Here is a 15,426-nt window from a genome sequence, read left to right as displayed (position 1 = left end):
GCCTGCGCGGCCTGCCCGCGCTACGCCGCCCGGTGCTGGGCGGCCTCGCGGCCGGCGTGCTGGCCTGGGGCCTCGCGCAGGGCCTCGTCGTCGCGCTGCAGCGCGATGCGCCGCGCTTGGCTTCGCTGCATCTGAGCACGCTCGACGGCGCGCCCGCCTCGCCCACCTCGCTCACGATAACGGCCGGCAAACCGGTGGTGGTCAATCTCTGGGCGAGCTGGTGCCCGCCGTGCCGGCGCGAAATGCCGGTGCTGGCGCGCGCTCAGGCCGACCACGCGAACGTCGCGGTCCTGATGATCGATCAAGGGGAAGATGCGCGCACGGTGCGTGCGTTTCTCGACAGCCAGGGCCTGCGCTTCGGCGCCGTGCTGCTCGACCCGTCCAGCAGCGCGATGCGCGCCTACGGCTCGCGCGGCCTGCCGACCACGCTGTTCTTCGATGCGAACGGGCGCCTGGTGGCATCGCATGTGGGCGAAATCACCGCGGCCCGCCTGGAGGATGTGATCGGCGCGCGCTTCGGGCATTGATCCCCGAGCGCGCGCCCGCGCGATTCACACCGCGCCGCGCAGCCGCTCCACGGCCGAGGCGCGCACCGCCACCATCAGGATCACCGCGCCGACGAGCGCCGATGCGCCGGCCAGCACGAACGCGCTCGAATAGCCGCCGCCGTATTGCACGAGCCAGCCGGTCAGGCTCGGCGACAGGATCCCGGCCAGGTTCGCCAGCAGGTGCACGAAACCGCCGGCCGCGCCCACGCGCTGGCGCGGCACGATCTCCTGCAGCAGCGACCAGCACGCCTGCGGCGCCATGAACGCGAACAGGCTGGCGATCGCGATCAGCGTCACGGCCGCCACCAGCGACGTGACCTGCGAGGCCAGCAGCACGCAGGCCGCCGCCACGCCAAGCCCCACCACGATCACGATCTTGCGCGCGAACAGCACGTCGCCGGTGCGCTGGTAGATCTTGTCCGACACCGTGCCGCCCATCGCGAAGCCCACCGTCGCGCCGAGCCACGGCAGGATGCCGACCACGCTCATCTGCTTGATGTTCAGGTGCTGGTAGTCGGTCAGATAGCTCGGCAGCCAGGACAGGAAGAAATACAGCACGTAGTTGAAGCTGAAGAACGCGAGCGCCGTGCCGAGCACCGGGCGCGACAGCAGATAGCGGAACAGGCCGCGCTGCTGGCCGCCTTGCTCGCTGGCCTCGGGCGTGACGTCCACGGCGCGGTCGGCGACGATCTCGCGCGCTTCTTCCGCCGTCACGCGCGGGTGCGTGGCCGGATCGTCGCGGAACAGCGTCCACCAGGCGGCGAGCCACAGGAAGCCCAGCACCGCGATCACCACGAACGAGATGCGCCAGCCGAACTGCAGCGCCACCAGCCCGACGATCGGGGCCGCGATGGCCGCGCCGAGCGGCTGCCCGGCGTTGGTCCAGCCCACCGCGCGCCCGGCCTCGCTGCGCGGGAACCAGTTCGAGATCGACTTGTTGGTGGTGGTGCCCATCGGCCCCTCGCCCATGCCGAACGCCACGCGCACGATCATCAGGTGAGCGAACGAACCGGCCAGCGCCGTGGCGCCGCAGAACAGCGACCAGATGCCGGCTGCGAACGCGAACACGCGGCGCGGGCCGTAGCGATCCGCCGCCCAGCCGCCGACGAAGCAGAACAGGCAGTAGCCCACGAAGAAGCTGCTGAACAGCACGCCCATCTGCGCATCGTTGATGCCCAGATCGCGCTTGATGATCGGCGCGACCACCGACAGCGCGGCGCGGTCCAGATAGTTGAGCATGCCGGCGCCGAACAGCAGCGCGCCGACCCACCAGCGGTAGCGGAATTTCATCGTGTCTCCTGGATCGTTATGAGAGGTGGCCGGCGTGTCAGTCGAGCGTGGCGCGGGCAATCAGGTTGCGGGTCAACAAGGCTTCGTCGGGCTCGAAGCCGAGGCCCGGCGTGTCGGGCAGCGCGAGGCGCGCGCCGGGGCGCTGCGCCGCGTGCAGCCGCTCGGGCCAGTCGAGATACGGAATTTCGAGCGCGACGTCGTCGGGCAGCGTGGCCACCACGTGCGCCGTGGCGAGCAGGCCCGCGCCGTAGTAGAAGCAATGCGGCACGACGCGCACGCCGTAGGTGCCGGCCAGCGCGATCACGGCGCGCATGCCGGTGGGGCCGCCGATCTTCGCGATGCTCGGCTGCGCGACGTCGAGCGCGCCGCGCTCGAACAGCTCGCGAAAGCCGGCCACGCCCGATGCGTTCTCGCCGGCCGCCACCGGCACGCCGAGCGCGCGCACGCGGGCGATGCCGGCCACGTCGTCGCACGGCCACACCGGCTCCTCGATCCAGCCGAGCCCGACCTCCTGCAATGCCTCGACGCGCTGCGCCGCCTCGGCCGCGCTCCACGGGCAGTTCACGTCCACCATCAGTTGGCCGGCCGCGGGCAGCGCGCGGCGCGCGGCCACGATGGCGTCGTGTTCGGTTTCGTGCAGCTTGATCGCGCGGAAGCCTTCGTCCCAGGCGCGGCGCACGTGGCGCGCCACTTCGGCCGGTTCGTTCTCGTAGCTGACCAGGCTCGCGTACACGTCGATCGTGTCGCGGCGGCCGCCGAGCCAGCGGTACAGCGGCAGGCCGGCGGCCTGCGCGGCGAGGTCGTGCAGCGCGGTGTCGATCGCCGACAGCGCGTACAGCACCGGGCCGGTGCGGCCGAACGCGTGCAGCGCGTGATCGGCGCGCTCGCGCAGCGCCACGATGCCGTCGAGCGTCGGCTCGAATTCGGCGCCGCGGAACCAGCGCCCCACCGGGCCTTCGAGCGCGGCGAACGTGACCGGATTGATCAGGTGACCGAACGCTTCGCCCCAGCCGATGCGGCCGGCGTCGTCGGTCAGCTTGACGAGCAGCGTCTCCATCCGGCGCAGCGAGCGGTCGGCGGCGTTGTAGGTATCGGAAGCGGCTTCGGTATCGGAGGCGGGACGGCGTCCCGCATCGAATGCGAGCGACAGGCGGAGGACTTCGACGGCGGCGATTTTCACGGGCAAGTCTCGAAACCGCCGGACCGATGCATGTCTCCGCCCTGCCCGCCGGGCGGCGGGTCAGGGAGCGCGGGCAGTCGGCGCCCGGCCAGGCTGGATCGGTTCCGGCTCAGGTAAATTGTACGTCATCGTACGTCATTGGTTCGTTTAGCGCAATCACCGGCGCGTTTACTGCCTGAAACGTGCACGTAAGCTCGTGATCGTCGCATCCAACTTGTACGATGTCATATTTCAACCGTGAACGATCCCGGCCGCCAGCCGCCTCAATAGCGCGGCTTCAGGTTCGTCCAATCGGGCTTGTACTTGCGCATCTGGCCGACGTCGTCGCGCTGGCGAATGCCGCAGGTCTTGTACAGCTCGTGCAGCTTCATCAGTTGATCGCGATCGATCTCGAGGCCGAGGCCCGGTTCGTCGGTCAGCGCCACGCAGCCGCCCGTGATCGGCAGCTTGCCGCCCTTCACCACTTCCTCGTCCGGCTCCTGCCACGGGTAATGCGTATCGCAGGCGTACGACAGGTTCTCGACCGAGGCGGCCACGTGCGTCATCGCCATCAGGCTGATGCCGAGGTGCGAGTTCGAATGCATCGACACGCCCACGCCGAACGTGTCGCACATGCGCGCCAGTTGCTGCGTGTCGCGCAGGCCGCCCCAGTAGTGATGGTCGGCCAGCACGATCTGCACGCTGTTCAGTGCGACGCTGCGGCGGAATTCGTCGAAATCGGTCACCACCATGTTGGTGGCGAGCGGCATGCCGGTGCGGCGATGCAGTTCGGCCATGCCTTCGAGGCCCGGCGTGGGATCTTCGTAATACTGAAGATCGTCGCCGAGCAGTTCGGCCATCCGCAGCGCCGTGTCGAGCGACCAGTTGCCGTTCGGATCGATGCGCAGCGGCGCGTTCGGGAACGCGCGCTTGAGCGCCTTGATGCAGGCCACTTCGTGCTCGGGGTCGAGCGCGCCGGCCTTCAGCTTGATGCTCTCGAACCCGTAATCGTCGATCATGCGGCGCGCCTGCTCGACGATCTGCGCCTCGCTGAGCGCCTCGCCCCATGAATCGGGCCGGTACGGGCTGTCGATATGTTCGGCGTACTTGAAGAACAGGTAGGCGCTGAACGGCACGGCCTTGCGCACCGCACCGCCGAGCAGATCGACCAGCGGCGCGTTCAGGTAGCGCGCCTGCGCGTCGAGACAGGCCACCTCGAACGCCGAATACGCGTTGCTGACCGCCTTGCTCGCGTGCGAGCCCGGCGCCAGCTCCGCGCCGGCCGAGCTGGCCGGCGACATGCGCGCCACCACCCCGCGCACGATCTCGCGCAGCCGGTTCAGCTTGAACGGATCGAGGCCGATCAGCTCGCCCTTCACCGCGTCGAGCACCGCCAGCGCGGGCGCGTCGCCGTAGCTTTCGCCGAGGCCGATATGGCCGGTGTCGGTTTCGATCTCGATGATCGAGCGCAGCGCATAGGCCTCGTGAATCCCGGCCGCGTTCAGCAGCGGCGCATCCTTGAAGGCGATCGGGGTGACGGTGACTCGGGTGATTTTCATGGGGATTCCTGAGGATGGAGGGAACGGATGGCGCGTTCGGGATCGAAACCGGTCAGCCGGCGCGGCGCTGCAACGCACGCTCGCGCCCGGAGCGCGTCATCCAGACGGCGGCGACCGCCGCCAGCGACGTGACCGACAGGCCCGTGAGGCCGCCGCGAATCGAGCCGGTGTGCTGTTCGAGCAGGCCGAACACGGTCGGCGCGACGAAGCCGCCGAGGTTGCCGATCGAATTGATCAATGCGATCACGCCGGCGGCGATCCGCGCATCGAGGTGGCCCTGCGGGATCGGCCAGAACAGCGACGACGCCGCCTTGAAGCCCACCGCCGCGAAGCAGATCGAGACGAACGCGAACGACGCGCCGCCGAACGTCGAGACGAACATGCCGAGCGCCGCGATCACCAGCGCGATCGAGGTCCACAGTTGCTGATTGCGAAAGCGCGCGGCCAGCATGGCGAAGCCGTACATCGCCGCGATCGACACGATCCACGGAATCGAGTTGAACAGCCCCACCTGGAAATCGCTGTAATGGCCCATCTTGCGGATGATGCTCGGCAGCCAGAACGTCGCGCCGTAGATCGTCAGCGACACCGCGAAGTAGATGAAGCAGTACAGCGCGATCTTCGGATCGGCCAGCAGCTTGAGCGGCGAGGTGTGGGCGGGCCGGTTGCGCTCGCGTTCGGCCTGTTCGGCCGCGATCGTGTCGGTCACGGCGCGCCGCTCGGCGTCGGCCAGCCAGCGCGCGTCGGCCGGGCGCGAGTCGAGCCAGAACCAGACGACCGCGCACAGCACGATCGACGCCGCGCCCTCGATCACGAACATCCACTGCCAGCCGTGCAGGCCGAGGCCGCCGATGCTCAGCAGCGCGCCCGACACCGGGCCGGCCAGGATCGAGGCGAGCGCCGAGCCGCTCAGGAACACCGCCATCGCCTTGCCGCGCGAGCTGGCCGGCAGCCACTGCGTGAAGTAATAGATGACGCCCGGGAAGAAGCCCGCCTCGGCGATGCCGAGCAGGAAACGCAGCACGTAGAACGAGGTTTCGCCCTGCACGAAGGCCATCGCCGTGGCGGCGATGCCCCAGGTCAGCATGATACGCGTGAGCCAGGCCTTCGCGCCGAAGCGCGCGAGCAGCAGGTTCGAGGGCACCTCGAAGATCGCGTAGCCCACGAAGAACAGCCCCGCGCCCAGCCCGTAGGCGGCCGCGCCGATGCCGATGTCCGCCGCCAGATGCTCGCGCACGAAGCCGATGTTGACGCGATCGATGTAGTTGACGATGAACATGATCACGAACAGCGGCAGCACGCGGCGCTCGATCTTCGCGACGGCCCGCCCGAGCGGCGAGGCCGGCGCGGGCGCGCGTTCGCCCGGTGCGGCGGGATGCTTCGCAGTTTCCACGGTGTCTCCTGGTGTTGTGTCCGCAGGCCGCGCTGTCGAGCGGCGCCGCGTCGAGTTTTGCGGATTAAAACACTAAAACATTAGTGCGTCAATGAGACGGGATTTTGGTATCGTGGCGGCTGCCGCCGGCGCGCCGCCGCAACGCCCGGCCGATGTTTTCCGATCCGAACCATGACCCCGACGCTTTCCGACCCGCCCACCGCCGCCACCCTGCCCGAGCTGATCGCTCCGTCCTTCGACCGTTCGCGCCATGCCGCGCCGCAGGTGTTCGAGCATCTGCGCGAGCTGATCGTCGAGATGCGGATCGCGCCGGGCACGGTGCTGCAGCGCGCCGAGCTGGCCGCGCTGTACGGGCTGAGCCAGACGCCGATCCGCGACGCGCTGATCCGGCTCGGCGAAGAAGGCCTGGTCGATATCTTTCCGCAGCACGCCACGGTCGTCAGTTCGATCGACGTGACGCTGGCGCGCCAGCAGTTGTTCCTGCGCCGTTCGATCGAACTGGAGATCGTGCACCGGCTCGCCAGCGACACGCCCGCCGCGCTGGTGGCGCGGCTGGAAGACAGCATCGAGCTGCAGCGCATGCACGCAGCGCGCGAGAACTACGTGGAATTCGTGCATGCCGATCAGGCGTTTCACCGCCTGATGTACGAGGCGGCCGACGTGATGGGTTTGTGGGCGCTGGTGCGCAAGCAGAGCGGCCATCTCGACCGGTTGCGCAACCTGCATGTGCCGATTCCCGGCAAGACCGAGCGCGTGCTGATGCAGCACGCGGCGATCGTCGCGGCGATTGCCGCCGGCGACCCCGACGCCGCGCAGCAGGCGCTGCGCGCGCATCTGTCGGGCACGCTGTCGCAGGTCGACGACATTCGCGCCCGCTTCGGCGGATTCCTGAAGCACTGAGCGGGCGGCCGGACCGTGCGTCCGCGCCGCCGCGCGCTGCGCGCCGGCCTTACTTCAGCTTGAACACGCTGACCGCATCGGCCAGTTGCCCTGCCTCGTCGCGCAGGCCGAGCGCTTCGCGCTGCGCGTCGTCCACCACCTGCGCGTTCTGTTGCGTGGCCTCGCCGATCTGCGTGACGGCGATGTTGACCTGCTCGATCGCCTGCGATTGCTCGCGCGACGCCTGGCTGATCTCGCCGATGATGGCGCGCACCTGCCCCACGCGCTCGACGATGCCCTGCATCGCCGCGCTCGCCTCGCCCGCGATGCGCGCGCCGCTCTGAACGGTCGCGCCCGATTCGGCCACCAGCGCCTCGATCTCGCGCACCGATGCCGCGCTGCGCTGCGCGAGCGCCCGCACCTCGCCCGCCACCACCGCGAAGCCGCGGCCCTGTTCGCCCGCGCGCGCCGCTTCCACGGCCGCGTTCAGCGCCAGGATATTGGTTTGGAATGCGATGCTTTCGATCACGCTCGTGATGTCGGCGATCCGGCTCGACGAGCGGCCGATCTCGTCCATCGTCGACACCACGCGGCCCACCGCCTCGCCGCCCGCGCGCGCCGCGTCGGACGCGCCCGACACGAGCTGGTTGGCCTGCGCGGCATGGTCGGCGTTCTGCTGCACGTTGGAGGTCAGCTCCTCCATGCTGGCCGCCGTGCGCTCCAGGTTGCCGGCCTGCGCCGCAATCCGTTCGGCGATGTCGCCGCTGCCCGAGGCGAGCTGCCCGGTGCGCGACGACATCGTGGCCGCGCCTTCGCGCACCTGCGCGACGATCCGCGCGAGGCCGTCGCCGATCCCGTCGATGGCGCGGATCAGCCGGCCGATCTCGTCGTCGCGCACCGCCCGGCCCTGCCCGATGCGCACGCTCAGGTCGCCCGCCGCGAGCCGCTCCGAGGCCCGCGCCGCCTCGTCGAGCGGGCGGCTCACGAGCCGCCGCACCGCCCACACGAACAGCAGGCCGAACACCGCCACCAGCGCCAGCGCGGCCAGCAGGAAGCGGTTGCGGGTGGCCGTCACGTCGGCCGTCACCTCGTTGCGCGGCGCGACGCCGGCCACCAGCCAGTGCCATTCGGGCACGGTGAGGAATGCCACGTATTTGTCGCGCGCATCGGTTTCGCCGAGCAGCGCGTCGGCCGAGCGGTATTCGAGCTGGCCCTGCTTCATCTCCAGCATGCGCGCGAACGGCGCGCTGGCGTCCTCGCCGCGCTTGCCCTCGGCGCTCGGATGGACGATGAACGTGCCGCGATCGGGGCCGGCCGAGGCGTCCATCGCCAGGAAATAGCCGCTCTCGCCGATCTTCTGGCGGCGGATGCCGTCCTCGATCGCCGCGATTTCCGCGCCCACGTCCACGCCGACGAACAGCGCGCCGATCACCTGCCCGCCCGCGTCGCGAATCGGTTTGTACTGCGTGATGTAGCGCTTGCCGAACAGCGTGGCCAGGCCCGTGTACACCCGGCCGCCCGACACCGGCCCCCAGGCCGGCCCCTTGCGGTCGAGCAGCGTGCCGATCGCGCGCGTGCCGTCGGCCTTCTTCAGCGAGGTCGTGACGCGGATGAAATCGTCGCCGCGCCGCGCGAACACGGTGGCGATCGCGCCGCTGTGCGCGAGGAATTCGTCGGGCACCGAGAAATCGAGATCGAGCACGCGCTCGCCGGTTTTCAGCGTCGGCGCGGCCGCGCCCTGGATGTCAATCGTTTGCGCGGCGTCGATCGAGAACGCGCCGGGCAACAGGGCCTCGAATTGCGTCATCGAGCGGCCGACCTCGGCCGTCAGCGCCTTGTCGAACAGCGCGATCGTGTCGGCGATCGACGCGTCCTTCTCGGCGATGCGCCGCAGTACCTGATCGGTGACCTCGGCGCCCGCCGTGCGGGTCAGCGCCCAGGCGAACGCGGCCAGGCTCAGCGCGAACAGCAGGCAGGAAAAGATGGCGAGCCGCACCCCGATGCTGGTGCGGCGCAAGGCGAAAAGAGTCATATCGGACGAAGCGTGTCGAAAAAAGGCCGCCGCCGGGCTCGATGCTTTTCGAGCACAGTGCCGGGCGGAAAACGCGAATACAGTCCGCGGCGTAAGCGCTTATCGGCATTCCGTAAGGAATCTTTAGGGTTCAGGGGCGCCCCGGCGCCCGGGCGCTGCCCGGCGGCCATGAAAAAAGGCGCTGCTCGCGCAGCGCCTTCGCTTACATCAGACCATTCGACCCGCCATCAACCGCCGGTCTTGGCCCGCACCGCGGCCACCTGCTTGGCCGTGACCGCCGGCCCCCGGTTGCCCCAGCTCGACCGCACGAAGCTCGCCAGTTGCGCGACGTCCTCGTCGTTGTAGCGCCAGCCGAAGCCCGGCATGGCCAGCGGCGACGGCGCCGTCTGCGTCGACGGCAGCCGCGTGCCGGCCAGGATCACGGCGATCAGCGAATCCGGGTTGGCCTGCGTGACCATCGGATTGTCGACGAGCGACGGGAACACGCCCGATGCGCCCTTGCCGTTCACGCGGTGGCAGGCCGCGCAACTGTCGAGATACGCCTCCGCGCCGCGCCCCTGCACCTGCCCGCCGAGAATCGCCTTGACGGTGGCTTCGTCGGGATGGAACGACGCCGTTTGCGGCGGCGTGCCCAGGCTCTTCAGGTAGACGGCCATCGCCTTCAGATCGGCATCGCTCAGGTACTGCGTGCTGTGCTCGACCACCTCGCCCATCGGGCCGGACACCGACGCATGCGGATTGCGGCCCGTCTTCAGCGTCGCGACGATGTCGTCCACCGACCAGGCCTCGAGGCCGCCACCCGCCGACGAGCGCAGGTTGATCGGCGCCGTGCCGTCGAGCGATGAGCCCGACAGGTACAGGTCGCTCTTGCCGCTCACGTCCAGCTCCTGCATCGCCGCGCCGCGCGGCGTGTGGCAGCTGCTGCAGTGCGCGAGGCCCTGCACGAGGTAGGCGCCGCGATTCCATTCCACGCTCTTGCCCGCATCGGCCACGAAGCGCGAATCGTCGTGGAACGCGCGGTTCCAGTAGGCGAGCGGCCAGCGCACGCTGAGCGGCCACGGGATATCCGAGGCGCGGTTCGGTTGCGGCGAGGCCGGCACCTGCGTCGTGAAGTACGCGTACAGATCCTGCAGATCCGCGTCCGACACCTTCGCATACGACGTGAACGGCATCGCCGGGTACAGATGCTTGCCGCCCTTGGCCACGCCCTCGCGCATCGCCAGCACGAATTCGTCGAACGTGTAGCCGCCGATGCCGTGCTCGCGATCGGCGGTGATGTTGGTCGAATAGATCGTGCCGACCGGCGTCGCGAACGGCAGGCCGCCCGCGAACGGCGTGCCGCCCTTGGCCGTGTGACAGGCGATGCAGTCGCCGGCCCGCGCCAGATACGCGCCGTGCACCGCGTCGCCCTTGCGGCCGGCGATCGACGGATCCACCTTGGCATCGGGCGTGACCGAGGCGAACGCCCACAACGCGCCGACTGCCACCACGCCGGCCGCTACCACTCCAGTAATGATTTTCCGCATGTCTTGTCGCTCGCTCAGACCTGCACCATGGGGGCGCCGGTGTTCTTCAGGTATTGCGAGCGGATGTTGCTCGCCGCCCAGTAAGCGAGACCGCCCACCAGCCCCGTCGGGTTGTAGCCGACGCCGTGCGCGAACACGTTCGCCCCCATCACGAACAGGTTCGGCACGTCCCAGCTCTGCAGGTACTTGTTGACCACGCTCGTCTTCGGATCCGCGCCCATCGCCGTGCCGCCGCTGATGTGCGTGCTCTGATAGGCGCGCGTGTCCCAGTGGGTGCCCTGCTTCAGGATGCGGCCCGAGATCGACTTCGGATTCATCGCGCGGCCGATCTCCATCATCTTGCCGGCCACGTATTCCGAGGCGCGCAGGTCGTTGTCCTGCCAGTCGAGCGTCAGGCGCAACAGCGGCGAACCGTAGGCGTCCCGATAATTCGGATCGAGATCGAGGAAGCAGTTGCGATAGGCCATGTTGCTGCACTGCGATTCGATGCGGCCGGTGTGCAGGAAGTTGTCCTTCACGGCCTGCTTCCACTCGCTGCCCCACTTCGGCGTGCCCTTCGGCAGCGGAATGCCGCGCACCGGGCCGTTGCCCGTCTGGCGGCCCCAGATGATGCCGCCGCCGATGAAGCCCAGTTGCGAGTGATCGAAGTTGTCCGCGTTGAACTCCTCGATCGCCTGCCCGCCGCCGCCCGCGCCCATGAACTGGTTGATGTACGTGTCCTTGTCCCAGAACATGTTCACGCTGTTCAGCAGCTGGTAGCAGAAGTTGCGGCCGACGGTGCCTTCGTTCGTATCCGGATTGAACGGCTGGCCGATCTTCGACAGCAGCATCAGGTGCACGTTGTGCAGTTGGAACGCGGCCAGCACCACCATCTCGGCCGGCTGCTCGACCTCGTTGCCCTCGTGATCGATATAGGTCACGCCGGTCGCGCGCTTGCCGCTCGCGTCGGTGTTGACCTTGATCACGTGCGAATTCACGCGCAGCTCGAAGTTCGGCTTGCGCAGCAGCGCGGGGATGATCGCCGTCTGCGGCGAGGCCTTCGAATAGTTCAGGCAGCCGTAATCGCTGCAGAAACCGCAGAAGTTGCACGGCCCGAGCTGGCAGCCGTATTCGTTGGTGTACGGGCCCGACGCGTTGCCGGCCGGCAGCGCGAACGGCTTGTAGCCGAGGCCCTTGGCGGCGGCGGCGAACAGGTTGCCGGTGGGGTGATCGGTCAGCGGCGGCAGCGGATATTCGCCGCTGCGGCGGCCTTCGAACGGATTGCCGACGCCGGTCGGCTTGCCGCCGATGTTGCCCGCGAGGCCCGAGGTGCCGCACACGCGTTCGAAGCGGTCGAAGCTCGGCTCCAGTTCATCATAGGTCACGCCCCAATCCTGCAGGTTCATGCCTTCGGGGATGAACTTCGCGCCGTAGCGCTCGGTGATGTGGCTCTTGTAGCGCAGCTCGTCCGGCATCACGCGCGACTGCACGCCCGACCAGTGCGCGCCCGCGCCGCCCACGCCCTCGCCCGGCTTGAACGAGCCGATCTGGCGATACGGCACGGCCGTCTGATCCTTGGTGTGGCGGTTCGTGACGGTGGTCTTGGCGAGGTTCTGCAGCAGCGCCTGGCGCGCCGAATACTTGATCTCGTCGACGATCTGCGGATAGGCGAAATCGGGCACGGTTTCGCGCGCGTCGCCGCGTTCGAGCGCCACGACGTTGAGCCCCGCGTTGGCCAGTTCGATCGCCATGATCGCGCCGGTCCAGCCGAAGCCGACGATCACGCAGTCGACCGGCTTTTTCTTGATGCTTGCCATGCTTATCCTCGCTTGCCGTAGAGACTGACGGGCGCGTAGGGATAAGGCTTGGCCTCGCCCACGAACTCCAGGTAATCGGCGCGCACGCCGGGGTAGCCGATCATCTTCCAGGCGGCCATGTTCTTGTTGCCGCCGTAGGACGGATCGCCGAAATAGCCTTCCATCGTGTTCTTCAGCAGGAAACCGTTCAGGAATCCCTTGAAGTTGAAGTCGTCGGATTTGATCTCGCCCGAGTCGATCTTCTTGAAGAAATCGGTGCCCTGCGCGTGGCCCAGCTCGGCGAACGTCTTGCCGCCGAAATGCGCGCGCGCGTAGGCGTTGATCGCGCGGATGCCGAGCCGGTATTGCTCCTTCGGCGTCAGCTTCGACTGGTAGCCGAATTCGGGCTCGACCTTGAAGAACGGCCCCTGCATGTACCAGCGGGCGGCGTCGCCGTAGGGCGTCTGCATCTGGCGGTCGATGTACTGCGGCACGCCGAGTTCGACCGCGCCGGGACCGATGTCGTCCTTCGGGATCAGCACGTCGCAGGCGGCATTGACGAACGCCCATTCCTCCGGCGTGAAATAGCCGGGCGTGTAGTGGTCGACGGTGGGCTGGTCGGGGGGCGGCAGGCCCGGCGCGGGCGTGGGCTGGCTGCTGCTGGCCACGGCGCCGGTCATTCCGACCACGGCTATGGGTGCAATCGCGATGGAGCCCTTGAGAAAGCTCCGCCGGCTGCGATCTTTCGCTGTCGTCATTGTCGAATCGTGTTGTGGAGAAAGAGAGGCACTGCTCGGATACTGCGGGGCCGCGTACGTTGCGCGGCCCATCGAATGCGGATCAACGGTTGCTGCACACTGCTGAAACGGTGGGACGAATCCGGTTACGCCAATTTGAAGGTTTCGACGTGGCCGCGCATGCGCGTCGACTGCTCGCTCAGCGCCTGCGCCGCGGCGGTCGCCTGCTCGACCAGCGCCGCGTTCTGCTGCGTGATCGAATCCATCTGGCTGACCGCCGTATCGACCTGCTCGATACCCATGCGCTGCTGCTCGGCGGCGGCGGCGATCTCGTTCATGATGGTCGCCACGTCGCGCACCGCGCCGAGCACTTCCTGCATGGTGCGGCCCGCATCGGCCACGAGTTCGCTGCCTTCGGCAATCGTTTGCACCGATTCGCCGATCAGTTCCTTGATTTCCTTGGCCGAGGCCGACGAACGCTGCGCGAGGCTGCGCACTTCGCTGGCGACCACCGCGAAGCCGCGGCCCTGTTCGCCCGCGCGCGCCGCTTCCACCGCGGCGTTCAGCGCCAGGATGTTGGTCTGGAACGCGATGCCCTCGATGATCCCGGTGATGTCCGAGATCTTGCGCGAGCTGCTGTCGATGCCGCCCATCGTGCCGACCACGCGCTCGACCACGTCGTTGCCGCGCGCCGCCACGTTCGAGGCGTTGTCGGCCAGACGGCGGCCGGTATGCGCGCTCTCGGCGTTCTGCTTCACGGTGGCCGTCAGCTCGCTCATGCTGGCGGCCGTTTCCTCCAGCGAGGCCGCCTGCTCCTCGGTGCGCACCGACAGGTCGAGCGTGCCCGAGGCGATCTGCTGGGTGGCCGTGGCGATCGATTCGGTGCTGCTGCGCACCTCGCGCACGGTGCCGGCCAGGCTCGACTGCATCGCGGCCACGCCGCGCAGCAACATGCCCATCTCGTCGTCGTTGTGCACCTCGATGCGGCGCTGCAGGTCGCCCTGCGCGATCGATTCGAAGTGCGAGAGCGCGTCGTTGAGCGGCGTCATGATCGCGCGGCGCAGCGAGAACCAGCTGAAGCCGGCGGCGATCACGCCGATCGCGATCATCGCCACCGACAGCGCCGAATACACGCGGAAGCTCGCCTCGGCGGCTTCGTAGTTGTGCTTGGCGTTCGCGTACAGCGCTTCCTTGACCTTGTCGTTGGCCGCGCTCATCGCGTTGTAGAGCGCGGAGAGCTGCGTCATCGCGATGGTGTCGATGCGCGCGGCGTCGTGCGCGCGGATCGCCTCGATGAAGTTCGACACGGCGTTGCGCATCGTCGCGCGGCGCGAGGTGGCCTCGTCGATCAGGTCGGCCTCGCTCTGTTCGTGCGGCTGCTTGACGAAGGTCTGCCACCATTCGTCGGATTTCGCGAAGAAGCCGGTGGCGCGCTCGATCTGCTCCTGCGCCTTCGGATCGTCGGGGTGCAGCGCCAGGCGGTCGAGCACGAGGCGCGTGCGGGCAATGTAGATCTCGGCGTTGCCGATATTGGTCGCGGCGGTCAGCTTGTTCTGGTAGGTATCCTGGTTGGCCTGGTTCGCCCGGATCGTGCCGAGCAGGCCCAGCGCACCGATGGCAACCATCAGGACTGCGAGAAAACACATCGTCAGGGCGATTCGCGTCTGCAGCGAAAAGCCTGCTTTACCAAACTTCATATTGTCGTTCTCCGGGGGTACACACTGTGTCGTTATCGGCCACGCATGTGAACGTTTACGGCGAGTACTTAATTAACTTTAGTGTTATGTCTGATTTAATAAGACACTTAAACATGCTAGGAACTCGGCCATCGCGTGGCGCCCCGAATGTCGCCGCGAAACAGCCGAATCCCTTGCCCAGCAAGGCTCAAGCGACGTCGACACGAATTGGCGGCAGCCCGTCGAAGCGCCCTTCGGCCAGGCCCGGCCCCGCAGGGAACACCATCCCGATATATGAACCGGTCGTCACGATCTGCTCCGGCGTGACCGCGATGCCGCGTTCGACGGCACTGTGATTGACTAGCCAGGTCAGCAGCCGGCGCGGGTCGACGGCCGGGTTGCTGCCGGCCGCCGCGGGCGCCGCCGCCTCGCCCGCGAAGCTGAACGACAGCGCCGGCGACACGAACGGATAGCGCGCGTCGTACGGCGCCGGCTCGCCCACGATCAGCGCGCCGTGGTTCTGCAGATCGGCCAGTTGCGCGAAACGATCGACCTCGGGCCAGCCGGCCCAGCGGCTCGTGACCACCTCGATGGTCGGCACCATCCAGGCGATCGCGGCCAGCACCTCGTCCTCCGTGTAGCGCTCGGCGCGCGGCGCGAAGCTGCGGCCGAAGCGAAAGCCGATTTCCAGTTCCAGCCCGAACGGCGCGGCCGGATCGCGCGTGATGCGCGCGCCGCTCGGGTGCAGCGCGCTATCGGGCAGCGGCGCGCCTTGCGGCGGGCCGTCCGCGCCCTTGCCGCCCACCTTCCAGCCGCCGATGCGCGCGCCGAGCGCATCGAGCACGGCATGCA

12 protein-coding genes are annotated in these 15,426 nt (G+C 68.3%); 2 read left to right on the top strand and 10 right to left on the bottom strand.

Annotated elements, in window-relative coordinates:
* On the top strand, window positions 1–527 hold a 527-nt coding region (locus tag G3N92_RS20925; protein ID WP_206129491.1), incomplete at its 5' end, for a TlpA disulfide reductase family protein.
* Window positions 528–551: 24 nt separating this feature from the next.
* On the opposite strand, the gene G3N92_RS20920 is transcribed toward G3N92_RS20925, so the two are convergent.
* The 4 genes from G3N92_RS20920 to G3N92_RS20905 all read right to left on the bottom strand — a co-directional run bounded on the left by G3N92_RS20920 (window position 552) and on the right by G3N92_RS20905 (window position 5,949).
* Window positions 552–1,838, bottom strand: a complete 1,287-nt coding sequence (locus tag G3N92_RS20920; RefSeq protein ID WP_206129490.1) for an MFS transporter — start codon at window positions 1,836–1,838, stop codon at window positions 552–554.
* A gap of 37 nt (window positions 1,839–1,875) precedes the next feature.
* Window positions 1,876–3,018: a mandelate racemase/muconate lactonizing enzyme family protein gene (locus G3N92_RS20915; RefSeq protein ID WP_206129489.1), complete on the bottom strand. Its 1,143-nt coding sequence runs from the start codon at window positions 3,016–3,018 to the stop codon at window positions 1,876–1,878.
* 263 nt (window positions 3,019–3,281) lie between these two features.
* Window positions 3,282–4,556 (bottom strand): glucarate dehydratase family protein, encoded by a 1,275-nt coding sequence (locus G3N92_RS20910; RefSeq protein ID WP_206129488.1) that lies wholly within the window; start codon window positions 4,554–4,556, stop codon window positions 3,282–3,284.
* A gap of 52 nt (window positions 4,557–4,608) precedes the next feature.
* Window positions 4,609–5,949 (bottom strand): MFS transporter, encoded by a 1,341-nt coding sequence (locus G3N92_RS20905; RefSeq protein ID WP_206129487.1) that lies wholly within the window; start codon window positions 5,947–5,949, stop codon window positions 4,609–4,611.
* Between the two features lie 171 nt (window positions 5,950–6,120).
* Here G3N92_RS20905 and G3N92_RS20900 point away from each other — a divergent pair, with 171 nt between their 5' ends.
* The gene (locus G3N92_RS20900) at window positions 6,121–6,849 is read left to right on the top strand and encodes a GntR family transcriptional regulator (RefSeq protein WP_206129486.1); all 729 of its coding nucleotides are present in this window, start codon (window positions 6,121–6,123) and stop codon (window positions 6,847–6,849) included.
* A 49-nt stretch (window positions 6,850–6,898) separates the two neighbouring features.
* Here the strand turns inward: G3N92_RS20900 and G3N92_RS20895 are convergent, their stop codons facing one another.
* From G3N92_RS20895 to G3N92_RS20870, 6 genes are all read right to left on the bottom strand, one after another.
* The gene (locus G3N92_RS20895) at window positions 6,899–8,860 is read right to left on the bottom strand and encodes a methyl-accepting chemotaxis protein (protein ID WP_206129485.1); all 1,962 of its coding nucleotides are present in this window, start codon (window positions 8,858–8,860) and stop codon (window positions 6,899–6,901) included.
* Between the two features lie 227 nt (window positions 8,861–9,087).
* Window positions 9,088–10,386, bottom strand: a complete 1,299-nt coding sequence (locus G3N92_RS20890; protein WP_206129484.1) for a cytochrome c — start codon at window positions 10,384–10,386, stop codon at window positions 9,088–9,090.
* Between the two features lie 14 nt (window positions 10,387–10,400).
* Entirely contained in the window at window positions 10,401–12,182 is a 1,782-nt protein-coding gene (locus G3N92_RS20885) for a GMC family oxidoreductase (RefSeq protein WP_206129483.1), read from the bottom strand.
* Between the two features lie 2 nt (window positions 12,183–12,184).
* Window positions 12,185–12,841, bottom strand: a complete 657-nt coding sequence (locus G3N92_RS20880; protein WP_241014925.1) for a gluconate 2-dehydrogenase subunit 3 family protein — start codon at window positions 12,839–12,841, stop codon at window positions 12,185–12,187.
* 203 nt (window positions 12,842–13,044) lie between these two features.
* Window positions 13,045–14,595 (bottom strand): methyl-accepting chemotaxis protein, encoded by a 1,551-nt coding sequence (locus G3N92_RS35350; RefSeq protein WP_206129481.1) that lies wholly within the window; start codon window positions 14,593–14,595, stop codon window positions 13,045–13,047.
* Between the two features lie 187 nt (window positions 14,596–14,782).
* A partial coding sequence (locus tag G3N92_RS20870) for a 2-keto-4-pentenoate hydratase (protein WP_206129480.1) occupies window positions 14,783–15,426 on the bottom strand: 644 nt, incomplete at its 5' end.

The sequence above is a fragment of the Burkholderia sp. Ac-20379 genome, from assembly GCF_017104645.1.
Classification (GTDB): Bacteria; Pseudomonadota; Gammaproteobacteria; order Burkholderiales; family Burkholderiaceae; genus Burkholderia.
Note: the sequence above shows the minus strand (reverse complement) of the source record. Positions and strands in the feature narration are given on the sequence as shown.